Origin of the sequence: Massilia sp. DJPM01 (assembly GCF_030348125.1) — a bacterium.
GTDB lineage: Bacteria > Pseudomonadota > Gammaproteobacteria > Burkholderiales > Burkholderiaceae_D > Telluria_A > Telluria_A frigida.
Window position 1 is genome coordinate 23,928 of the sequence record NZ_JAQOZV010000017.1, and the last position, 20,123, is coordinate 44,050.

The window sequence follows — 20,123 nt, forward strand, 5'->3', positions numbered from 1 at the left end:
AATCTTCATGAATTTTTCATCCCTATCAATCAAGAACCCGATACCGGCAATCATGCTGTTCGCGTTGCTGACCCTGGCCGGCCTGCTGGCCTACAAGGCCAACGCGGTACAGGACTTCCCGGACATCGAACTGCCGATCGTCACCGTCACCGCCACGCTCGACGGCGCCGCGCCGGCGCAGCTGGAAACGGAAGTGGCGCGCAAGATCGAGGATTCGGTCGCCACGCTGCAAGGCGTGAAGAACGTCTACACCAAGGTGCTCGATGGCGTGGCCACCGTGACGGTCGAATTCATCCTCGAGAAAAACATCTCGGAAGGCGTGAACGATGTGCGCGATGCGGTGGCGCGGGTCAAGGCCGACCTGCCCGCCGAGATGCGCGACCCGACCGTGACCAAGGCTTCCACGGCCGGGCGCGTGATCCTCACCTTTACCGCCAGCGCGGCGCCGGGCAAGGGCGGCGTGCCGCTGGACGACCAGGAACTGAGCTGGTTCGTCGATAATTCGGTCGCCAAGCGCCTCTTGAATGTGCCGGGCGTGGGGGCGGTCAAGCGCGTCGGCGGCGTGTTCCGCGAGATCCGCGTGGAACTCGACGACGCCCGCATGGCGGCGTTGCAGGTGGCTGCCGTGGACGTGTCGCGCCAGTTGCGCAGCGTGCAGCGCGAAGCGCCGGGTGGACGCGGTGACGTCTCCGGCGCCGAACAATCGGTGCGCACCATCGCCACCGTGCAGACGGCCGACCAGCTGGCGGCAATGGACATTCCGCTGCCGGACGGACGCCGTGTGCGCCTGGACCAGATCGCGACCGTGACCGATACCGTGGCCGAGCCGCGTTCAGTGGCCGAACAGGATGGCAAGCGCGTGGTCGGCTTCGAGATTTTCCGCACCAAGGGCGCCAGCGAAATCGCGGTGGCCGAAGGGGCGCGCGCCGCCATCGCCGAACTGCGGGCGGCGCATGCCAACGTGGCATTGAAGGAAGTGATCGACAACGCACAGCCGGTCAAGGAAAACTTCGACGGTTCGATGGAACTGCTGTACGAAGGCGCGATCCTGGCGGTGCTGGTGGTGTGGTGGTTCCTGCGCGACTGGCGCGCCACCCTGGTGGCCGCCGCCGCGCTGCCGCTGTCGGTGATTCCCGCCTTCCTGGGCCAGTACTGGTTCGGCTACACCCTCAACACGGTGACCCTGCTGTCGCTGGCGCTGGTGGTGGGGGTGCTGGTGGACGATGCGATCGTCGAGATCGAAAACATTTCGCGCCACCTGCGCATGGGGAAAAGCCCGATGCAGGCGGCCATGGAAGCGGCCGATGAAATCGGCATGGCGGTCATCGCCACCACCTTCGCGCTGGTCGCGGTGTTCCTGCCGACCGCCTTCATGGGCGGTATTCCGGGCCTGTTCTTCAAGCAGTTCGGCTGGACCGCGGTGCTGGCGATCCTGGCCTCGCTGGTGGTGGCGCGCCTGCTCACGCCAATGATGGCGGCCTACATCCTCAAGGACTTGCCGCACGAAGAGGAAAAAGACGGCTGGATCATGCAGCGCTACATGGTGGCCATGAAGTGGTGCCTGAAGCACCGCCTGGTGACCGCGATCGGCTCGGCCCTGTTCTTCGTCGGTTCGATCATGCTGGTGCCGCTGCTGCCGACCGGCTTCGTGCCGCCGGCCGACCGCGCCCAGACCATGATCAACGTCGAACTGCCGCCCGGCTCCACCCTGGCCGAGACGCGCGCGGTGGCCGAACGGGCCCGCGTGGCGGCGATGGAAGTGTCGGGCATCAAAGGCATTTTCAGTTCGATCGGTGGCGGTTCGAGCGGCGACGCCTTCGCTCCGGGCGCCTCGGCCGAAGCGCGCCGCGCGGTGCTGACCCTGACCACGCTGCACCGCAACGACCGCAAGGAATCGATGGACCAGCTGGAACGCCAGATCCGCACCAAGCTCGATCAGATCCCCGGCGCCAAGTTCAACGTGGGCCCGCAGGATACCGGCGTGAAGATGCAGCTGGTGCTGCGCAGCGAAGATCCGGTCGCGCTGACCGGCGCGGCGCAGGCGGTGGAGCGCGAACTGCGCACCCTCAAGGGCATCGGCAACGTCAGTTCGAGCGCCTCGCTGGTGCGTCCGGAGATCATCGTGCGTCCCGACTTTGCCAAGGCGGCCGACATGGGCGTGACCGCGGCGGCCATCGGCGAGACGGTGCGCGTGGCCACCGCCGGCGACTACGATACGGCGCTGACCAAGATGAACCTGAGCGAGCGCCAGGTGCCGATCCGGGTCAAGCTGCCGGACGCGGTGCGGGCCGACCTGTCGGCCCTGGGCCGGCTGACGGTGCCGGGCAAAAACGGCCCGGTCATGCTCGACAATGTGGCCAGTATCACGATGGAGAGCGGTCCGGCGCAGATCGACCGCCTCAATCGCAGCCGCAACGTGACCCTGGAAGTGGAGCTGTCGGGCCGCTCGCTGGGCGAAGTCAATGACGAAGCGCGCAAGCTGCCATCGATGCAAAACCTGCCGGCGTCGGTGAAGATCGCGGAACTGGGCGACGCCCAGGAAATGCAGGCGCTGTTTGCCAGCTTCGGCCTGGCGATGCTGATCGGGGTGCTGTGCATCTACGGCGTGCTGGTGCTGCTGTTCAAGGACTTCATGCAGCCGGTGACGATCCTGGCGGCGTTGCCGCTGTCAATCGGCGGCGCCTTCGTGGCCCTGCTGCTGACCGGGAAAGCATTGTCGATGCCATCCATGATCGGCCTGATCATGCTGATGGGGATCGTGACCAAGAACTCGATCCTGCTGGTCGATTACGCGATCCTGGCGCGCCAGGCCGGCATGGACCGCTTCGATGCGCTGGTCGACGCCTGCCACAAGCGCAGCCGCCCGATCATCATGACCACCATCGCGATGGGCGCCGGCATGATGCCGCTGGCGCTGGGCTGGGGCGCCGACCCGAGCTTCCGCTCGCCGATGGCGATTGCCGTCATCGGCGGCCTGATCACATCCACATTGCTCAGCCTGCTGGTGGTGCCGGCGGTGTACACCTACATCGATGACCTGGAAGGCTTGCTCAAGCGCGGCATGCGCTATCTGCGCAAGGAAAAAGCCGTTCCGCCACGCAGGACCGTGCTCGACCTGAACGAATAAGCAGCCCGCTCCGGTGCCTGCCCCCTAACGCCAGCCTCGTGCTGGCGTTTTTATTGTCCGACGCGTTTGCTGGAATTTCTAGGTAGAAATGTTCCAGAGCATCGACGTTGTATATCCGTCAGCTTTGTTATGAAAATATAATGCATTTTCTTGAATCTCATCAATACGTCAGGTAGTATTCGCTCCGCATATTCCATTTGCATAAGCACTGCCGAACCCCCGCAATGCTTCTTGAACCATTCCACTGGAAACGACATGAAAAACATTGCTAAAAATATTACGATGGGCGTGGCACTCTGCGCATCCGTCCTGTTCGCCTCGAGCGCGCATGCGACCTGGGCCGGCAATACCACCGCGGCCGACGTCAAGCTGAACGGCGCCAGCGCCGATGCGGCCGATTACGCCTTGCTGGTCAATCCGCAAGGTTTGTTCGCCACCAAGGGCGGCAGCGGCGGTTTCGCCAGCGACTTCGCGCTGTACGGCTCGAAGCAGGGCTGGACCGCGATGGCTGCCTTCGGCAGCCAGGCCGACAATGGCGACGCCTTCACCACCCACAAGCTGGGCACCAACCTGACCTTCACCTTCGACAAGACCGATGGCCGCCATGGTGCGTGGACCGTGGTGAACAACGATGTGAAGAACAACGTCAAACTCGACCTGGTGTTCGCCATGTACGGCGGCATCGGCAGCTCGGCCTTTTTGTTCGACAATGAAACGCTGGGCGCCGGTTCGACCAGCGCCGGTAGCTGGACCTTCAACGCGCTGAACCTGTTCGGCAGCAAGGCCAACTACGGAAACCTGACCATTTTCGCGCGCGACGTCAGCAAGACCGCCTTCGAGGTGCCAACCACCCCGGTACCGGAACCGGAAACCTATGCCATGCTGCTGGCCGGCCTGGGCCTGGTCGGCTTCATGTCGCGCCGCCGCAAGCAGGCACAGCCGCTGTTCCACTGATCCGCCTGTCGTGAATCAGCCAAAAACGCCAGCCTCGTGCTGGCGTTTTTGTTGGACCCTGACAACGGTCGAGGCTGGGGCCGCCGTGCGCCGCCATGTCCGGCCGCGCCAGGCCGCGCCAGGCCGCGTCGCCCGCCGTTGAGCCCGATTCGCCGGGAAGCGCGGGCGGGCAACATGATGCAATCTCAAGCTCATTGCGCATGAAAGTTGTATATTTATCAGTTGAATTGCATTAATATAACTTTCTTTCTTGAATCTAATCAATACCTGCGGTACTATCTGTCCTGACCTACTGCATTTGCATCAAGCGCTGCCTAACCCCTGCAATGCTTCTCCATCCATTTCTCAGTCATCGGAAACGACATGAAAAACATTGCAAAAACGATAAGCTTGGGCGCAGTTGTTTGCTCGTCCGTCCTGTTCGCCGCCACCGCGCATGCGGCTGCCAGCGGTAGCGCCGGCAACACCACCAAAAATGATGTCAGCCTGGGCGGCGTGAGCGCCGCTGCGGTCGACTATGCCGCCGGCGTCAATCCGCAGAGCGGCAACGCCACCAAAGGCGGCAGCAGCGGTTTCGCCAGCGACTTTGCACTGTACGGCTCGCAGCAGGGCTGGACCTCGATCGCCGCCTTCGACAGCAAGGCTGACAATGGCGTTGCGATCACGACCAGCAAGCTCGGCGCCAGCCTGACTTTCACCTTCGACAAGTTTGACGGCCGCCATGGTTCGTGGACTGTCGCGAACAGCGACGTCAAGAACAATGTCAAGCTGGACCTGGTGTTTGCGATGCACGGCGGCGGCGGCAGCGCGGCCTGGCTGTTCGATAACGAAGCCCTCGGCGCCGGCGCGAAAAGCACGGGCAGCTGGACCCTGAACGCGCTCAACCCGGGCGGCAAGCTGGCCGATTACTCGAGCCTGACCATCTTCGCGCGCGACCTGAGCAAGACCGCTTTCCAGGTGCCGACCACCCCGGTTCCGGAACCGGAAAGCTATGCCATGCTGCTGGCCGGCCTGGGCCTGATCGGTTTCATGTCGCGTCGCCGCAAGAGCGAGTACGACACCTTCCGCTGATCCGCAACGCGCTTCCCGGACCAAAAAAAACGCCAGCATTGCTGGCGTTTTTTTGGTCGGTGCGCTCAGATTTTCGGCGGATCGGTTTCGCGCGCGAAAGAGCGGTGCCCGGCCAGCGCCTTCTTGAACGCGGCCAGCGCCGGCGCCAGTGCGCCGGCTTCGGTACCGATCAGGGCCGGGTCGGCCGAGCCATCCGGCAGCGCCGGCGGCACGCCCGCCTTTTTCAGCAGCGCGGCGCCGGCGCCCACCACCAGGATCGGCTTGCAGTGACGATACTGCTCGCGCACGAAGTCGAGCGCATGCGCATCGCGCCCGAGCACGGTGACGGCGTCGCCATCGGGCACGACCACCGCGTCATACAGCACCGACGGTCCGGCTTCGAGCGTGATTTCCACGTCGAGCGTGGCGCCGTCGCTGGTCTTGACCTTGCCCAGCTGGCTGGCCACCACGCGCGGCACGGCGCCCTCTTCCAGCAGCGCGCTGTAGATGGCGCGCACCATGGCGCCATTGACGCCGTTGGCGACCAGCACGGCCACCTTGCGCGTGCGGATGCCGGTTTCGCCCGGACGGCTGAGCAGCGACAGGGCCGGCGACGGCTCGTACTCGGGGATCGGACGGTCGGTCGCCAGCGGCAGCGGCGGCGGCACCTCCATGCCCAGGCCGCCCGCAACGGCGCCAGCCAGGACCGGGTTCACATTGGCCAGGGTAGCCAGCACGCGCGCGCGCACGGCCGGCGTCTGCACGCGCGTGAGCTCGAAGCGGAAGGCGGCGGCGATGTGGGCTTGTTCGGCCGGGCTCTGGCTGTTGAAGAACAGGCGCGCCTGGGAATAGTGATCGGCGAACAGTTCCGGATTGCCGCGCACCTTGTCTTCCGAAATCGTCTGCGGAAAGCTGGTGAAGCCCGACTTCATGCCGGCCTGGAACGGGCATCCGCCGGCCAGCGAGTTCGGCTCGTAATTCACGCGGCCACGGTGGATGGCCTGGCGGTGCATGCCGTCGCGCTGGTTGTTGTGCACCTGCGCCACTGGCGCGTTGACCGGGATTTCGTGGAAGTTGGCGCCGCCCAGGCGGCTGATCTGGGTATCCAGGTAGGAATGGATACGCCCTTGCAGCAGAGGATCGTTGCTGAAATCGATGCCGGGCACGATGTGGGCGGTACAGAAAGCCACTTGTTCGGTTTCGGCGAAGAAATTGTCCGGGTTACGGTTGAGCACCATCTTGCCGACTGGCGTCAGTGGCACCAATTCCTCGGGCACCAGCTTGGTCGGATCGAGCACGTCGAAAGCGAACGATTCAGCCTGCTCTTCGGTGAAAATTTGCAGCGCCAGTTCCCACTCGGGGAAATTGCCGCTGTCGATGGCTTCCCACAGGTCGCGCCGGTGGAAATCGGGATCGGCGCCGACCAGCTTGGCGGCTTCGTCCCAGACCAGCGAGTGCGTGCCCTGCAGCGGGGTCCAGTGGAATTTGCAGAACACCGATTCGCCCGCCGCATTGACCAGGCGGAAGGTGTGCACGCCGAAACCCTGCATGGTGCGGTAGCTGCGCGGAATCGCGCGGTCCGACATTTGCCACAGCAGCATGTGGGTCGATTCGGGCATCAGGGAAACGAAGTCCCAGAAGGTATCGTGGGCGCTCGACGCTTGCGGCATGGCGTGGTGCGGCTCGGGCTTGACCGAGTGCACCAGGTCGGGAAACTTCATGGCGTCCTGGATGAAAAAGACGGGCATGTTATTGCCGACCAGATCCCAGTTGCCTTCATCGGTATAGAACTTGACGGCGAAGCCGCGCACATCGCGCACGGTATCGGAGGAACCGCGTTCGCCGGCGACGGTCGAAAAGCGGGTGAACACGGGCGTGCGCTTGCCCGGCTGGGCCAACAGCGAGGCGCGGGTCACGCCGCTCAAGTCCTGGTAGCTCTCGAAATAGCCGTGGGCAGCGGAGCCGCGCGCGTGCACCACGCGCTCGGGAATGCGCTCGTGGTCGAAATGGGTGAGTTTTTCGCGCAGGATGAAGTCTTCCATCGCGGTCGGTCCGCGCAGGCCGACCTTGAGCGAATGCTGGTTGTCGGCGATCGGCACGCCCTGGTTGGTGGTCAGGCGCTGGCCGCCGCCGTCGACGCGCACGCGGTCGAGCGGGCCTACGGTCGGGTTGGCACCAAGCGGCGCCACGCCGGCGCCGAGCTTGCTGGACGCGATCGTTTCGGTGCTGGTGCTGCCGGTGGCGGACGGGGTCGATGGCTCGGCCGTGGCGCCCGGCGGCGGCGTGCGCGCAGCCTCGCCGTACTCGGCTGGCTTGTTCGGGTTGAATGGCATCGCGGCGGCGAGCTGTTGGCCGGCCACGGTTTTAAGGAGCAACTGTTCGGCGATCGGATCGCTGCTGCCCAGGCTGCCGGGAGGCTGCGCGTTGGAGGGACCGGAGACGGTGCTCAGGATGGAACCGGCGCCATCTTCCGTGGCGCCCGTTTTCTTGCGTGTGACCATGAAATACCTCAATTAAAATATGTGTGACGAGCGACCGGCGCGGGAATGCAACACCACCGGCATGGGCACGGTAGCGACACGATCAAAACGGGAGTGTGGGGACGTACGGGCTTGACCCGGGCGGCGGGCGCCGTCCGGGCCATGCCAGCGCATGAGCGCTGATTAGTGACGACGGCCCAGCAGTTTCGAGAGCGTATAGCCGACACCGAGGGCGACCAGGACCGAGGTCGCCGGGCTGGTGCGAACATAGTCGCGGCCGGTTTCTGCGAAGTTTTTATAGGCATCGGTCAGCTGGCGCGCTTTTTCATCCATGCGGCCGGTGACGCCGTTCAGGGCGCCGCTGACTTTGTCGACGCCGGCGTGCGCACTGGAAGCGAGGCGGTCGACCACAGGCTGGGCAGCCTCGGCTGCCTTGTCGATGGTGTTGTGCAGCTCGCTCGCGCTCTTGCTCAGATCACTGCCTTGATTGTCGCTACCCTTGTTGCCATCGCTGCGGCCAGCGCCCAGATCCTTGCCCATGCTGCTGCCCGAACCTTCGTTACCCATATTGCTTGCGTTGCCGCCATTCGATTTCTGATTGTCCATGATCCATTCCTCTAAAAGTTTTATACCAGCGCGGGTGGTGGCGCTTTGGATGACGCCGAATACAAAAAATATAACGATTACTCGTCGTTCACCGTGCGCTGACTAACAGAGTTGCAATGCATGCCAGTAGGCATCGCTTCTCAGGGAGGGCGGTGGACGCCTTCGCTGCGCCTTGCCGGCCGGCTTGCACATCCTGGACGCGCGCGGGTCGCACCACGGATTGGCCGGCATCGTGATCGCCTGCCATGGATGAGCTCCGTTGCGGACCGGCGCGTGTCAGGGTCCCTATCAGCCCGCGCTATGGTTGGTATGCTGTCCCGCCCGGCCGAACAGGGCGGCGACCAGCGGATCGCGGAAAGGATGGCCCTTCCATTCGGCCGCCAGGAGGCGCTGGATCGGGTGCGGGTCGTGCTCGGCGTCAGCCTGCGCATGGGCGGCCTTGTACACCATGCGCGCGCGCCGGGTGCGCGGGTCGCGCGCGATGACGCCCTCGCGATACAGCAGCAGGCATTGCTGGCGCACCTGTTCGGCGTCCACGCCCAGCCGCTGCGCCAGCGGAATCACTTGCGTGGGGCCGTCCGCCACGGCCCTGACGATGCTGGCGCGCAGTGCATCGATCCACAGGGCTTTCATGCCATCCTCCAGTAGCTGTCGATGGCGTCGGCCAGGGCGTCGCCATCGAGGCCGTGGCGCAGCTGCATCAGTTCCGCGGTGACGCCGCAGACGGTGAACGTGGCATTGCGGCTGTCGCGCCAGGCACAGGCCATGGCGAGCACCTGGCGGGCCTCGTGATTGAGTTCGGGTAGAACGGTCATGTGTTTTCCTTGGTGCTGTGAGCGCCTCTGGCGCGGACGTGGGGGGCCAGCCGCCATCGCTGATGGCGCTGGCGCTGGGCTTGGGTGAAACCGGGTACAACGACACAGCCGGGTCAGGCCCGGCGGACGGCTCCGTGTGCGCCGGCGGGCGGCGCGTACACATCGTTGTGGCTGATCGTCCAGCCGACCGACGCCGCATAGCGGATCAGCCGGGCCGCCACATCGGGCGGCATGGCTTGCCCGTGCTCGTAGTTGGACACATTGCCCTGAGAGACATTGATTCCCTTCGCCATCACGGCCTGGGTCACGCCGAGCCGGGCCCGGATGGTTGCGATTGAGTTCATAAGCATCATATTAGTCCTACTAATGATACTTGTCAACAGTCTGACTAATTGATATTTATTAGTTTTCCTTATATTGTGCGAACTATGCCAGCCCTCCCCCTAAACCAACACGAGCTCGCGGAAGCAGCGCAGCTCAAGCAACTCTTCATTGAGTGGCAACACGCGCGCCGCAGCCAAGGGCTGCCGGCGTCCCAGGAAGCAGCCGCCAACCAGCTGGAGTTCGGCCAAAGCGCTTTGAACCAATATCTCAACGGGAAAATCCCCTTGAATATCGACGTCGCCATCAAGTTCTCCAAGCTGCTTGCAGTGCCGATCTCGGCCTTCAGCGCCACGCTGGCCTCCCACGCCGATGACTTCGCCGCCGCCAAGGATGCGATGGCCATGGCGCAGGCGCGCCAGCACGACTTCGGCATCATCGGCAAGCGCATCACGGTCGATGCGCAGCAGGCCGAGCACATCCCCATCAAGAAGGTCAGCCTGACGCTGCGCGCCGGCGTGATGGGCTTCGAGGCGTCGCAGGAGGATCCGTCCGACAGCACGATCGACCTGCCGCGCCGCTTCATCGAGGAAAACGACCTGGTGCCGCAATGCTTGCTGGCCATCAGCGTCAAGGGTGACAGCATGTGGCCGCTGATGATCGAAGGCGATGTGGTGGTCATCAATATTGCCGATACCAAGCCCATCAACAACGAGTTTTACGCCGTCAATTTCGAGGGCGAAGCCGTGGTCAAGCGCCTGGTGCGCGATGGCCGCGAGTGGTACCTGGCATCCCTGAATCCGGATCCGGCCTACCACCGGCGCGCGTGCCGCGGCGGCGACTGCATCATCGTCGGACGCGTGGTGCGCCAGGAAGCGCGCACGCTGATGGGCCGCGTCTGAGGCCAGGAACAAGCCCGGCGGGGGCGCCTCGCCCCTGCCCGCAACCCCAGGCCCGCCGCGTGCGGGTTTTCTGTTTTATGCTCAAACAAACAACACTTTAGCGAAATATATCAGTTGGACTATTGACAATATTCATTAGTAAGACTAATATAGCGCCTGTCTCAACGATCTGGGGAGCGCGCTGAATGACGGTAATGCAAACAATGTGGCATGGTATGAAGCTGACGATGTTTGTCGGCGAAGGCTTTGACGAAGAGCTGACGCAACTGGCGGCGACGCGGGTCGATTGCCAGATGGCCGGCAACCAGGTGGTGAGGGTGACCTGTCCCCAGGGCGCCGACTTCATCGGCCATGATGGCACCCGTTTGCACCGGCCCGGAGGGTGGAATGCGACCGAGCTGTGCGACCTGGCGCGGCTGGCGGCGCACATCCGCGACGCGAGGGACGAACACCTGTCCGCGCGCGCCAGCCGCCTCGCGCATGACCGTGCCATGGCGATGTTTGCATGATTCAACCGTGCGAGCGGGGAAACATGGCCCTGCGCAGCCTGATCCGGCACGCCGATGCCATGACGGGACCGGATGTATGGGATAGCGGCTACTTTCGCGGGCAGATCAGCACCATCGAAGGCTATTTGCAACCCGACCCAGAACTGCTACAGCGCGCCAAGGCCAGCATCGACCTGCTGGCGGCGCGCGCGGCGCGGACCTTTCCGTCCGCGCAACAGCGCTGAGCGCTCCTGCCGCTACTATTTTTCTCCATGGACAGCCCTTGGCCGGGCTGGCAACATCTGCCGGCCGCGCTTGCGCCACCTCAAACGCGCGCGCTTGACGCACCCATGGGCGACGCTATGATGGACCAATGGATGGCCCATCACGCGAAGAGATCGAAGCACGCCTGGCAGCCCAAAAAGGCTGGACGGAAGCGCGCGTCTCGGCAATTGACATGGATGTAAAAACGCTGATCATGCGCATGGACGAGCGCGACCGCCCGGATGGCCGAACGCGACCGTCTGGAAGCGGAGCGGCGGGCCGAGCGCGACCGCCTGGAAGCAGAGTCGCGAGCGGAGCGCACGAAGGAGCGCGAACGTCTGGACGCTGAGTGGCGAGCGGAACGCGCACGCCTGGACGCGGAACGTTCCGAGCGCGACCGCCTGGAAGCAGAGCGACGAGCAGAACGCACGAAGGAACGCGAACGCCTGGACGCGGAGCATAAGCGTGTTGAAGCGGAAAAGTGGGCTGAGCACAACCGGCTGGAAGCAGAAAAGTGGGCTGAGCACGACCGTGTGCAGGCGGAGCGGCGGGCAGCATACATGCTCAAGGAAGCTGAACGCAACCGCATGGAAGCGGAAAAGTGGGCTGAGTATGACCGTGTGCAGGCAGAGCGGCGGCAAGAGTTCTTACGTGCGGATGCGGAGCGGCGCGCCGAATTTGAAAAACGACTCGATGCCCGGTGCGCCCATATCGAGCAAACCGGAACCGCGATCAAGGCCGACATGAAAGACCTCAAGAAGACGGTCATCATCACCGCCATCACCGCAACTATGGCGACGGTCTTCGGGGTCGCCGCCTTCAACGCAACCTTACTGTCGGGCATGATCACCAGTTTTGAATCGGGGAAAAGTGCCACCCGCGCCCCTGGCGGGAAAACATTCTTCCGGATTCCCATTGGACGCGCGATCGAGCTCACGCCGACACTTGACGCCATCGCGCCCCGGTGAAGCATCGCAGCAAGTCGCCCGCAGCGGCAAAAGAACGAGAAAAAACCCGCTACGCCGGTAAGGCGTGCGGGTTCTGACTTGCTGCTTGTACATGGTGCCGATTGCCGGAATCGAACTGGCGACCTTTTCATTACGAATGAACTGCTCTACCAACTGAGCTAAATCGGCGAAGACGCGTATTCTAGCAAAGAACGCTGCAAAATTGCTAGTGCGAATGCGCGTTCTTTTACTTTTTTGTGAAAAAGACCATTTTTACTCGGCGTGATAGCTGCTCACGCGCTCGACTTCGCTCTTCGATCCCAGGAACACCGGCACCCGCTGATGCAGCTTGTGCGGGGCGATATCCAGGATACGCGTGCGCCCGTCGGTCGCGGCGCCGCCGGCCTGCTCGACGATCATCGCCATCGGGTTGGCTTCGTACATCAGGCGCAGCTTGCCCGGCATCGAGGTGTCGCGCGTATCGGCCGGATACATGAAGATGCCGCCCCGGTTCAGGATGCGGTGCACGTCGGCCACCATCGACGCGATCCAGCGCATATTGAAGTCCTTGCCGCGCACGCCAGTCGAGCCGGCCAGCAGCTCGTCGACATAGCGCTGCACCGGCGCATGCCAGTGGCGCGCGTTGGACATATTGATCGCGAATTCCTTGGTCGTCTCGGGAATCATCATGTGGCGCTGGGTCAGCACCCACGAACCCATTTCGCGGTCCAGGGTGAAGCAGTTCACGCCATTGCCAGTGGTAAGCACCAGCATGGTTTGCGGGCCATACACGGCGTAGCCGGCGGCGACCTGCATGCTGCCAGCCTGCATGAAGTCCGCTTCGGTCGGCGTGCCCATGCCTTCGGGCGCCTTGAGCACCGAGAAGATGGTGCCGATCGAGACGTTCACGTCGATGTTGGACGAGCCGTCGAGCGGGTCGAACAGGAGCATGTATTCGCCCATGGGATAGCGGTTCGGGATCGGATGGATCGATTCCATCTCTTCCGACGCCATGGCCGCCAGGTGGCCACCCCATTCGTTCGCCTCGAGCAGGATCTCGTTGGAGATCACGTCGAGCTTTTTCTGCACTTCGCCCTGGATATTCTCGGTGTCGGCACTGCCGAGGATATCGCCGAGCGCTCCCTTGCCGACCGAATGGCTGATGGTCTTGCAGGCGCGCGCGACCACTTCGATCAGCAGGCGCAGTTCGGCCGGGATGGAGTTATGCAGCCGTTGTTCTTCGACCAGGTGTTGCGTGAGACTGACGCGTTTCATTCACTTCCCTTTGGTTTGTTGACGTTCTTTGCTGACGACAGCATCAGTTGGCAAGCGCCTTGCTCACCACTTCGCGCACGTCGTTGGATAATTTTTTCACGCCGGCGACCTTCTGCAAGGCCTTCTTCATCGGCGCCTGCAAGGCCGGCGCATACCTGCGCCAGCGGTCCATCGAGCGCGCCAGGCGGCTGGCCACCTGCGGATTCAAGGCGTCGAGCGCGATCACCTGTTCGGCCCAGAACGCGTAGCCGCTGCCGTCCGCCGCGTGGAACTGCGACGGATTGCCGACGCAGAAAGTGAATACCAGGCTGCGCGCCCGGTTCGGGTTCTTGAGCTTGAAGGCCGCGTGGCGCATCAACGCGCGCACCGCGGCCACGTCGGTCGCCGGGGCGGACGCCTGCATCGCGAACCACTTGTCGATCACCAGCGCCTCGTTGTCGAAGTCGGCATAGAAAGCCTGCAGCGCCGCCTGCGCGGAAGCGGCGCCCGCATGGATCAGGGCTCCCAGCGCGGCGACCCGGTCGGTCATATTGCCGGCGTGGTCGAACTGCGCCTGCGCCAGGGCGATACTGTCTTCACTGGAGGTGGACGCAAGATAAGCCAGGGCCAGGTTTTTCAGGCCGCGCCGCCCCGCCGACAGCGCATCGGGGCTGTACGCGCCCGGCGTCTGGTTGGCGTCGTACTGGGCGCGCAGGTCAGCGCGCAGCGCGCCGCCGATGGTGCGCCGTACGAACTGGCGCGCCTGGTGGATGGCTTGCGGATGGACCACCTCCATCTGATCGGCAATCATGCTCTCGGACGGCAGCAGCAAGGCTTGTTCGCGGAAGGCCGCATCGAGCGATTCGTCGGCCAGGATTTTGCGCAGCGCCTCGATGAAGGTGGTGTCCAGTTCCAGGGTGTCGCCTTTGGCCACGGCCGCCGTCAGCCTGAGCAGGCGCGCCATCGCCAGGCGCTGGCCGGCTTCCCAGCGGTTGACCGGGTCGCTGTCATGGCTGAACAGGTGCAGCAGTTCGGTATCGGTGTAATCGTATTCAAGGACCACGGGCGCGGAAAAATCGCGCAGGATCGATGGCGTCGGCGCTTCCTTCACGCCGGAAAAGCGGAAGGTCCGCGTTTCTTCGGTCAGTTCCAGCACGGCGGTGACGGCATCATGGCCGTCGACGTTCAGGTGCAGGTCGCTGCCATCGGCGCCCAGCAGGCCCACGGCCACCGGAATATGAAACGGCAGCTTGTTTTCCTGCCCCGGCGTGGACGGACAGCGTTGGGTCAGTGTCAACTCGTAGGTGAGCGCGTCGGCGTCGTAGCGCCCTTCGGCGCGCACCACCGGCGTGCCGGCCTGGCTGTACCAGCGCTCGAACTGGGTCAGGTCGCGCCCGCCGGCGGCGGCCATCGCGGCGCGGAAGTCGTCGCAGGTCACGGCCTGGCCGTCGTGGCGCTCGAAATACAGGTCCATGCCCTTGCGGAAGCGCTCGCGCCCGAGCAGGGTCTGGACCATGCGCACCACTTCCGCGCCTTTTTCGTACACGGTGACGGTGTAGAAGTTATTGATCTCCACAAAAGAGTCGGGGCGCACCGGATGCGCCATCGGCCCCGCGTCTTCCGGGAACTGGGCCTGGCGCAAGGTGCGCACCTGGTCGATGCGGGTGACGGCGCGGCCGCTGTCGGTGCCGATCATATCGGCCGAAAATTCCTGGTCGCGAAATACCGTCAACCCTTCTTTGAGCGACAGCTGGAACCAGTCGCGGCACGTGATGCGGTTGCCGGTCCAGTTGTGGAAATACTCGTGCCCCACCACCGCTTCGATGCCGGCGTAGTCGATGTCGGTGGCCACGCGCGGATTGGCCAGCACGAACTTGGTGTTGAAGATGTTCAGGCCCTTGTTTTCCATCGCGCCCATGTTGAAGTCGCCCACCGCCACGATCATGAAGCGGTCCAGGTCGAGTTCGAGCCCGAAGCGCTCCTCGTCCCAGCGGATGCTGTTCTTGAGCGACTGCATGGCGTAATCGGTCTTGTCGAGATTGCCCTCTTCCACCCACACCTGGAGCAGCGCCGAGCGGCCGTCGGCCAGCTTGAAGCTCTCTTCCTGGCACACCAGGCGCGCCGCCACCAGGGCGAACAGGTAAGACGGCTTCTTGAACGGGTCTTCCCACTTGGCGTAATGGCGGCCATCGCCCAGTTCGCCTTCCTCGATCAGGTTGCCGTTCGACAGCAGCACCGGATAGGTCGCCTTGTCGGCGCGCAGCATCACCGTGTATTTCGCCATCACGTCGGGACGGTCGGGGAAATACGTGATGTTGCGGAAGCCTTCCGCCTCGCATTGCGTGAAGAAGTTGCCGTTGGACACGTACAACCCGTTCAAGGTCGTGTTCTTGACGGGCGCGGTCAGGGTTTCGATTTCCAGCGTGACGTCGTTGGGCGCGTTAGGAATAAGCAGCATCTTGTCGTCCAGGCGGTAATCGCGCTTGGACAGGGTCTTGCCGTTCATGCGCAGCGCCACCAGGACGATATTCTCTCCATGCAACTCAATCGCGCGCACCTTGCTGTCGGGATTGCGCGTCATGGTCAGGCGGCTGGCGACGATGGTGCGCTGCGGGTCGAGATCAAAGCCAAGTTCGACCGTTTCCACCAGAAAGCCGGGCGGGGTGTAATCTTTGCGATAGATGGTTTGCGGAGTGTCTGTGCGCATGGGATCTCGGGAAGGACGGTGAGTCGGGAGCCTATTTTACCAATACCGCCACCGTGCGCCGTTCCTCATTGCCTGTATCGCAGTGTGAACAGGGTAACAACTTGTAAAATTTCTGCGAAAATAGGCTGTGAGCCATAAAGTTAGCTTCGGTGAAATCCGTTTTGAGTATGGGAGTAGTGCGATGAGACGATTATTGATGGCTGCCGGCGCGGCGCTGACCTTGCTGCTGGGAGGCTGCGCGACCACGATCCGCAGCAATGTGACCACCTTTCACCAGTGGCCGGCCGAGCTGCAGGATAAAACCTATGTGTTCGAGGCGCCGCCGGCGCAGGACGACACGCTCGAACTGCGCAGCTACCAGAACCTGGTGCGCGGCCAGCTGGCGCGCCTGGGTTTCCGCGACGCCGGCGAAAGCGGCAAGCCGACCCTGAAAATCTCGATGAAATTCACCACCACCGACGTGCCGGTGCGCGTGGTCGAACTGGTCGATCCCTTCTTCATCCCGAACCCGCGCTTCGCTTTCGGCGGCTACGGCTACGGCTACCGCGGCCGCCACTGGGGCGCGCGGCGCTACTGGGGCGGCTGGCACAGCCCCTTCTACGATCCGTTCTGGAGCGGCGCGCCGATGTACCGCGAGCGCATCGATCACCAATACCGGCGCGAACTGCAGGTGGCGATCAAGTCCATCCCCGACGGCAAGCGCCTGTTCGACGTCACCGTGCATAACATGAGCCGCGAAATGTCCACGCCAGCGCTGATGCCGGCGCTGGTGCAAAGCGCCTTTGCCGAATTCCCGGGCGTGAGCGGGGTCGCCAGGCGGGTCGAACTCAAACGCGAAGGCTGATTCGCCTGTCCCTTACGAAAAACGCGCTCCCCGGAGCGCGTTTTTTCGTTAAGGATGACCGAGCCAGGCCTCCGACCCGAACGTGATCCCCACGATCAGGAGCACGGCCAGCACCAACCCGATCAACAGGCGCCCGAACTTGGGCGAGCCATCGTCACCGGGCGCGCTCATGGCACCAGGATCGACGAACCGGTCGTCTTGCGCGCTTCCAGGTCGATGTGCGCCTGCGCGGCATCGGCCAGCTTGTAGGTCTGGTTGATATCGATCTTCACAGCGCCGCTGGCGACGACCGCAAACAGGTCGGCCGCCATCGCTTCCAGGTCGGCGCGCTTGTCGGCATAGCTGAACAGGGTCGGACGGGTGATGAACAGCGAGCCGCGCGCGGACAGTTCGGCCAGCGAAAAATCGGGCACCGGTCCGGACGCACTGCCGAAGCTGACCATCATCCCGAGCGGGCGCAGGCAGTCGAGCGACTTGGTGAAGGTATCCTTGCCGATCGAGTCGTACACCACCGAGACTTTTTCGCCGTTGGTGATCTCCATCACGCGCGCCACGAAATCCTCGGTGTTGTAGTTGATGACGTGGCTGCAGCCAGCGGCCTTGGCCAGCGCCGCCTTTTCGTCGGAACCGACGGTGCCGATCATGTTCACGCCCAGCGCACGCGCCCACTGCGACGCGATCAGGCCCACGCCGCCGGCGGCCGCGTGGAACAGGATGGTGTCGCCGCGCTTGAGCGGCACGGTGCGGCGGAACAGGTACTGCACCGTCAGCCCCTGCAGCATCATGGCCGCGCCGGTCTCGAACGAGATCTCGCTGGGCAAGCGCAGCAGCAGCGCGGACGGCAGGTTGCGCACCTCGGAATAGGCGCCGTTCGGACGGCCGGCATAAGCCACGCGGTCGCCCACGGCCACCTCGGTCACGCCCTCGCCCACCGCCTCGACCACGCCGGCACCTTCCATGCCCAGTCCCCCCGGCAGCGGCTGCGGATACAGGCCGGTGCGGAAGTAGACGTCGATAAAATTGATGCCGCAGGCGGCATGGCGCACGCGCGCTTCGCCCGGTCCGGGCTCGCCGACTTCGACGTCGACGTATTCCATCACTTCGGGGCCGCCGGTGCGGTTCATGCGGATTGCTTTTGCCATCATGCTGGACTCCTGGTTGATTCTGAGGTGGGTTGTGCGGCCGCGAGCCTGAGCTGCGAGAGCAGCAAATGGGCGGTCGACAGATTGGTGGCGCAGGCCACATTGTGCACATCGCAGGCGCGCACCAGCGCGTTGATGTCCGGTTCGTGCGGCTGCGGCGTCATCGGGTCGCGCAGGAACACCACCGCGTCGACCTGGCCTTCGACCAGGGCCGCGCCGATCTGCAGGTCGCCGCCGAACGGGCCGGATTGCTTGCGTTCGACCGCCAGCCCCAGCTCCTTGATCAGGCGCGCGCCGGTGGTGCCGGTCGCCATCAGCTGGCAGCCGCGCAGGAAATCGATGTACTCGGCGGCGAGCACGATCATGTCGTCCTTCTTCTTGTCGTGGGCGATCAGGGCGAGGCGGGGCTTGGTCGGTTGGCTCATTCGGTCTGCTTTCGTGGGGTCGGGTGGAGGTGGCTATTTTTTCTTCGACAGCATGTAAATACCCGCCAGGACCATCGCGGTGCCGCCCAGCTGCACGGCGGTCATCGGCTCGTTCAACACCAGCGCGCCGAGGAACAGGGTCGAGACGGGGCCGATCATGCCGGCCTGCGAGGCGGTGGAGGCGCCGATGCGCTGTACGGCGATCATGGTCATGAACACCGGCAGCACGGTGCAGAAGATCCCGTTGGCCAGCGAGTACCAGTACACCGCCGCCGGCTGCACCAACATGGCCACCGGCCGCAGCACGAAGAATTGGCCGATGCACACCACGCTCGATACGCACATCGCATACGCCACCAGGCGCAGGGAGCCGATGCGGCGCACCATCTCGCCCGACATCAAAAGATAGACCGCGTACGACAGGGCCGAACCAAGCACCAGCAGCGCGCCGATGGCGGTGCTGCCGGCGCCGCCGTGCAAGTCGTGCACGAACACCAGCACGATGCCGCAGTAGGATACGAGCAGGGCCAGCCACTCGATGCGGCTGATGTGGCGCTTGAGGAAAACCGAGGTAATGAGCAGCACGAAGGTCGGCGTGAGGAACAGGATCAGGCGTTCCAGCCCGACCGAAATGAACTGCAGGCCGAGAAAGTCGAGAAAACTGGACAAGTAGTAACCGATCACGCCCAGGAACACCAGGCGCCAGCGGTCGGTCGTCGACAGCGGCGCTTCGGTGCGCATCTTCCAGATCGCGACAGCGGCGAACACCGGCAGCGAAAACAGCATGCGAAACGCGATCACGGTGACGGCATCGACGTGGTAGCGGTACATCAGCTTGGCCAGGACCGCCTTGGCCGAAAACAGTACCGCGCCCGCGATGGCGAGGGTCAGGCCGGCCAGCAGGGCCGGGCGCGGGATCGATTGGGCGGCGGGGGCCGTTGCGCTTTTGTTCATGCAGCGATTGTAGAACGAATCGCGCAAACGGGCTGGAGGCCGGCGGATTTTGGCAAGACCGCTATGGTAAAATGTCGGCCATTGATGCACACCGTCTAAGGAAATTTCGACATGGCTGGACACAGCAAATGGGCCAATATCAAGCACAAGAAGGCCGCCACCGACGCCAGGCGCGGCAAGATCTGGACCCGATTGATCAAGGAAATCACCGTTGGCGCGCGCATGGGCGGCCCCGACATCGCCACCAATCCGCGCCTGCGCCTGGCGGTGGACAAGGCGGCTGACGCCAATATGCCGAAAGAGAACGTCACGCGCGCCATCGCCCGCGGCTCGGGCGGACTCGAAGGCGTGAACTACGAAGAAGTGCGCTACGAAGGCTACGGCATCGGCGGCGCTGCCATCATCGTCGACTGCATGACCGACAACCGTGTGCGCACGGTGGCCGAAGTGCGCCACGCCTTCAATAAACACGGCGGCAACATGGGCACCGAAGGTTCGGTCGCGTTCATGTTCAAGCACTGCGGCCAGTTCCTGTTCGCGCCCGGCGTGGACGAAGACAAGTTGATGGAAGCGGCTCTCGAAGCCGGCGCCGAAGATGTGGTGGCCGACGAAGAAGGCGGCTTTGAGGTGCTGTGCGATCCTTTCGGTTTCGCGACCGTGAAAGAAGCGCTGGAAGCGGCCGGTTTCAAGGCCGAAGTGGCCGAGATCATCATGAAACCGTCGACCGAGACCGTGATCGGCGGCGAAGACGGCATCAAGATGCAAAAAATTCTCGACGCGCTCGAGAACCTCGACGATGTGCAGGAAGTCTATACCAACGTCCTGATCGAAGATTAAGCTCCT

At 63.7% G+C, this 20,123-nt stretch carries 19 protein-coding genes and 1 tRNA gene; 9 read left to right on the forward strand and 11 right to left on the reverse strand.

What is annotated here, in order from left to right; translation table 11 throughout:
• Positions 1-7: 7 nt before the first annotated feature.
• The 3 genes from PO883_RS13075 to PO883_RS13085 all read left to right on the forward strand — a co-directional run bounded on the left by PO883_RS13075 (position 8) and on the right by PO883_RS13085 (position 5,152).
• Positions 8-3,127 (forward strand): efflux RND transporter permease subunit, encoded by a 3,120-nt coding sequence (locus PO883_RS13075; protein WP_289310157.1) that lies wholly within the window; start codon positions 8-10, stop codon positions 3,125-3,127.
• A gap of 255 nt (positions 3,128-3,382) precedes the next feature.
• Entirely contained in the window at positions 3,383-4,081 is a 699-nt protein-coding gene (locus PO883_RS13080; protein ID WP_229423408.1) for a PEP-CTERM sorting domain-containing protein, read from the forward strand.
• 363 nt (positions 4,082-4,444) lie between these two features.
• On the forward strand, positions 4,445-5,152 hold the full coding sequence (locus tag PO883_RS13085; RefSeq protein ID WP_289310158.1) for a PEP-CTERM sorting domain-containing protein: 708 nt from the start codon (positions 4,445-4,447) through the stop codon (positions 5,150-5,152).
• A 65-nt stretch (positions 5,153-5,217) separates the two neighbouring features.
• Here the strand turns inward: PO883_RS13085 and PO883_RS13090 are convergent, their stop codons facing one another.
• The 5 genes from PO883_RS13090 to PO883_RS13110 form a co-directional block, all read right to left on the reverse strand.
• Entirely contained in the window at positions 5,218-7,632 is a 2,415-nt protein-coding gene (locus PO883_RS13090) for a catalase (protein WP_289310159.1), read from the reverse strand.
• 162 nt (positions 7,633-7,794) lie between these two features.
• Positions 7,795-8,217: a YqjD family protein gene (locus PO883_RS13095; RefSeq protein WP_289310160.1), complete on the reverse strand. Its 423-nt coding sequence runs from the start codon at positions 8,215-8,217 to the stop codon at positions 7,795-7,797.
• Between the two features lie 288 nt (positions 8,218-8,505).
• On the reverse strand, positions 8,506-8,850 hold the full coding sequence (locus tag PO883_RS13100; RefSeq protein WP_289310161.1) for a hypothetical protein: 345 nt from the start codon (positions 8,848-8,850) through the stop codon (positions 8,506-8,508).
• Positions 8,847-9,032 carry a hypothetical protein gene (locus PO883_RS13105; RefSeq protein ID WP_289310162.1) on the reverse strand — a complete coding sequence of 62 codons (186 nt, stop codon included), beginning with the start codon at positions 9,030-9,032 and terminating at the stop codon, positions 8,847-8,849. The genes PO883_RS13100 and PO883_RS13105 overlap by 4 nt, the downstream gene beginning before the upstream one ends.
• A gap of 113 nt (positions 9,033-9,145) precedes the next feature.
• Positions 9,146-9,385, reverse strand: a complete 240-nt coding sequence (locus PO883_RS13110) for a DNA-binding transcriptional regulator (RefSeq protein ID WP_289310163.1) — start codon at positions 9,383-9,385, stop codon at positions 9,146-9,148.
• Between the two features lie 75 nt (positions 9,386-9,460).
• Between PO883_RS13110 and PO883_RS13115 the strand changes: the two genes are divergently transcribed.
• From PO883_RS13115 to PO883_RS13130, 4 genes are all read left to right on the forward strand, one after another.
• Positions 9,461-10,255, forward strand: a complete 795-nt coding sequence (locus PO883_RS13115) for a helix-turn-helix transcriptional regulator (protein WP_373890063.1) — start codon at positions 9,461-9,463, stop codon at positions 10,253-10,255.
• Positions 10,256-10,470: 215 nt separating this feature from the next.
• Positions 10,471-10,764: a hypothetical protein gene (locus PO883_RS13120; protein WP_289310165.1), complete on the forward strand. Its 294-nt coding sequence runs from the start codon at positions 10,471-10,473 to the stop codon at positions 10,762-10,764.
• Positions 10,761-10,988 (forward strand): hypothetical protein, encoded by a 228-nt coding sequence (locus PO883_RS13125; protein ID WP_289310166.1) that lies wholly within the window; start codon positions 10,761-10,763, stop codon positions 10,986-10,988. The genes PO883_RS13120 and PO883_RS13125 overlap by 4 nt, the downstream gene beginning before the upstream one ends.
• A gap of 261 nt (positions 10,989-11,249) precedes the next feature.
• On the forward strand, positions 11,250-11,975 hold the full coding sequence (locus tag PO883_RS13130; RefSeq protein WP_289310167.1) for a hypothetical protein: 726 nt from the start codon (positions 11,250-11,252) through the stop codon (positions 11,973-11,975).
• A gap of 92 nt (positions 11,976-12,067) precedes the next feature.
• Here the strand turns inward: PO883_RS13130 and PO883_RS13135 are convergent.
• The 3 genes from PO883_RS13135 to pepN all read right to left on the reverse strand — a co-directional run bounded on the left by PO883_RS13135 (position 12,068) and on the right by pepN (position 15,915).
• Positions 12,068-12,143, reverse strand: a tRNA-Thr gene (locus PO883_RS13135).
• Between the two features lie 84 nt (positions 12,144-12,227).
• A complete protein-coding gene (locus PO883_RS13140; RefSeq protein WP_167085787.1) occupies positions 12,228-13,229 on the reverse strand; it encodes a class 1 fructose-bisphosphatase in 1,002 nt (333 codons plus the stop codon).
• Positions 13,230-13,272: 43 nt separating this feature from the next.
• Positions 13,273-15,915, reverse strand: coding sequence for an aminopeptidase N (gene pepN, locus PO883_RS13145; protein ID WP_289310168.1), 2,643 nt, complete (start codon positions 15,913-15,915; stop codon positions 13,273-13,275).
• A 181-nt stretch (positions 15,916-16,096) separates the two neighbouring features.
• Between pepN and PO883_RS13150 the strand changes: the two genes are divergently transcribed.
• The gene (locus PO883_RS13150; RefSeq protein WP_289310169.1) at positions 16,097-16,759 is read left to right on the forward strand and encodes a DUF4136 domain-containing protein; all 663 of its coding nucleotides are present in this window, start codon (positions 16,097-16,099) and stop codon (positions 16,757-16,759) included.
• 167 nt (positions 16,760-16,926) lie between these two features.
• Here the strand turns inward: PO883_RS13150 and PO883_RS13155 are convergent, their stop codons facing one another.
• Genes PO883_RS13155 through PO883_RS13165 form a run of 3 tightly spaced genes read right to left on the reverse strand, consistent with a single transcriptional unit; the run spans position 16,927 to position 19,280 of the window.
• Entirely contained in the window at positions 16,927-17,901 is a 975-nt protein-coding gene (locus tag PO883_RS13155) for a quinone oxidoreductase (RefSeq protein ID WP_289310226.1), read from the reverse strand.
• The gene (locus tag PO883_RS13160) at positions 17,901-18,326 is read right to left on the reverse strand and encodes a methylglyoxal synthase (protein ID WP_167085784.1); all 426 of its coding nucleotides are present in this window, start codon (positions 18,324-18,326) and stop codon (positions 17,901-17,903) included. Before PO883_RS13160 ends, PO883_RS13155 begins: the two co-directional genes overlap by 1 nt.
• A gap of 33 nt (positions 18,327-18,359) precedes the next feature.
• Positions 18,360-19,280, reverse strand: coding sequence for a DMT family transporter (locus PO883_RS13165; RefSeq protein ID WP_289310170.1), 921 nt, complete (start codon positions 19,278-19,280; stop codon positions 18,360-18,362).
• Between the two features lie 111 nt (positions 19,281-19,391).
• Between PO883_RS13165 and PO883_RS13170 the strand changes: the two genes are divergently transcribed.
• A complete protein-coding gene (locus PO883_RS13170) occupies positions 19,392-20,117 on the forward strand; it encodes a YebC/PmpR family DNA-binding transcriptional regulator (protein WP_289310171.1) in 726 nt (241 codons plus the stop codon).
• Positions 20,118-20,123: the final 6 nt, after the last annotated feature.

Coding starts and splice junctions, on each gene's coding strand:
- PO883_RS13130 (WP_289310167.1), top strand. CDS start 11,250: ATGGCCGAACGCGACCGTCTGGAAGCGGAGCGGCGGGCCGAGCGCGAC.
- PO883_RS13080 (WP_229423408.1), top strand. CDS start 3,383: ATGAAAAACATTGCTAAAAATATTACGATGGGCGTGGCACTCTGCGCA.
- PO883_RS13090 (WP_289310159.1), bottom strand. CDS start 7,632: ATGGTCACACGCAAGAAAACGGGCGCCACGGAAGATGGCGCCGGTTCC.
- PO883_RS13110 (WP_289310163.1), bottom strand. CDS start 9,385: ATGATGCTTATGAACTCAATCGCAACCATCCGGGCCCGGCTCGGCGTG.
- PO883_RS13155 (WP_289310226.1), bottom strand. CDS start 17,901: ATGGCAAAAGCAATCCGCATGAACCGCACCGGCGGCCCCGAAGTGATG.
- PO883_RS13125 (WP_289310166.1), top strand. CDS start 10,761: ATGATTCAACCGTGCGAGCGGGGAAACATGGCCCTGCGCAGCCTGATC.
- PO883_RS13095 (WP_289310160.1), bottom strand. CDS start 8,217: ATGGACAATCAGAAATCGAATGGCGGCAACGCAAGCAATATGGGTAAC.
- PO883_RS13170 (WP_289310171.1), top strand. CDS start 19,392: ATGGCTGGACACAGCAAATGGGCCAATATCAAGCACAAGAAGGCCGCC.
- PO883_RS13105 (WP_289310162.1), bottom strand. CDS start 9,032: ATGACCGTTCTACCCGAACTCAATCACGAGGCCCGCCAGGTGCTCGCC.
- PO883_RS13075 (WP_289310157.1), top strand. CDS start 8: ATGAATTTTTCATCCCTATCAATCAAGAACCCGATACCGGCAATCATG.
- PO883_RS13085 (WP_289310158.1), top strand. CDS start 4,445: ATGAAAAACATTGCAAAAACGATAAGCTTGGGCGCAGTTGTTTGCTCG.
- PO883_RS13100 (WP_289310161.1), bottom strand. CDS start 8,850: ATGAAAGCCCTGTGGATCGATGCACTGCGCGCCAGCATCGTCAGGGCC.
- PO883_RS13120 (WP_289310165.1), top strand. CDS start 10,471: ATGAAGCTGACGATGTTTGTCGGCGAAGGCTTTGACGAAGAGCTGACG.
- PO883_RS13160 (WP_167085784.1), bottom strand. CDS start 18,326: ATGAGCCAACCGACCAAGCCCCGCCTCGCCCTGATCGCCCACGACAAG.
- PO883_RS13150 (WP_289310169.1), top strand. CDS start 16,097: ATGAGACGATTATTGATGGCTGCCGGCGCGGCGCTGACCTTGCTGCTG.
- PO883_RS13165 (WP_289310170.1), bottom strand. CDS start 19,280: ATGAACAAAAGCGCAACGGCCCCCGCCGCCCAATCGATCCCGCGCCCG.
- PO883_RS13140 (WP_167085787.1), bottom strand. CDS start 13,229: ATGAAACGCGTCAGTCTCACGCAACACCTGGTCGAAGAACAACGGCTG.
- PO883_RS13115 (WP_373890063.1), top strand. CDS start 9,461: ATGCCAGCCCTCCCCCTAAACCAACACGAGCTCGCGGAAGCAGCGCAG.
- pepN (WP_289310168.1), bottom strand. CDS start 15,915: ATGCGCACAGACACTCCGCAAACCATCTATCGCAAAGATTACACCCCG.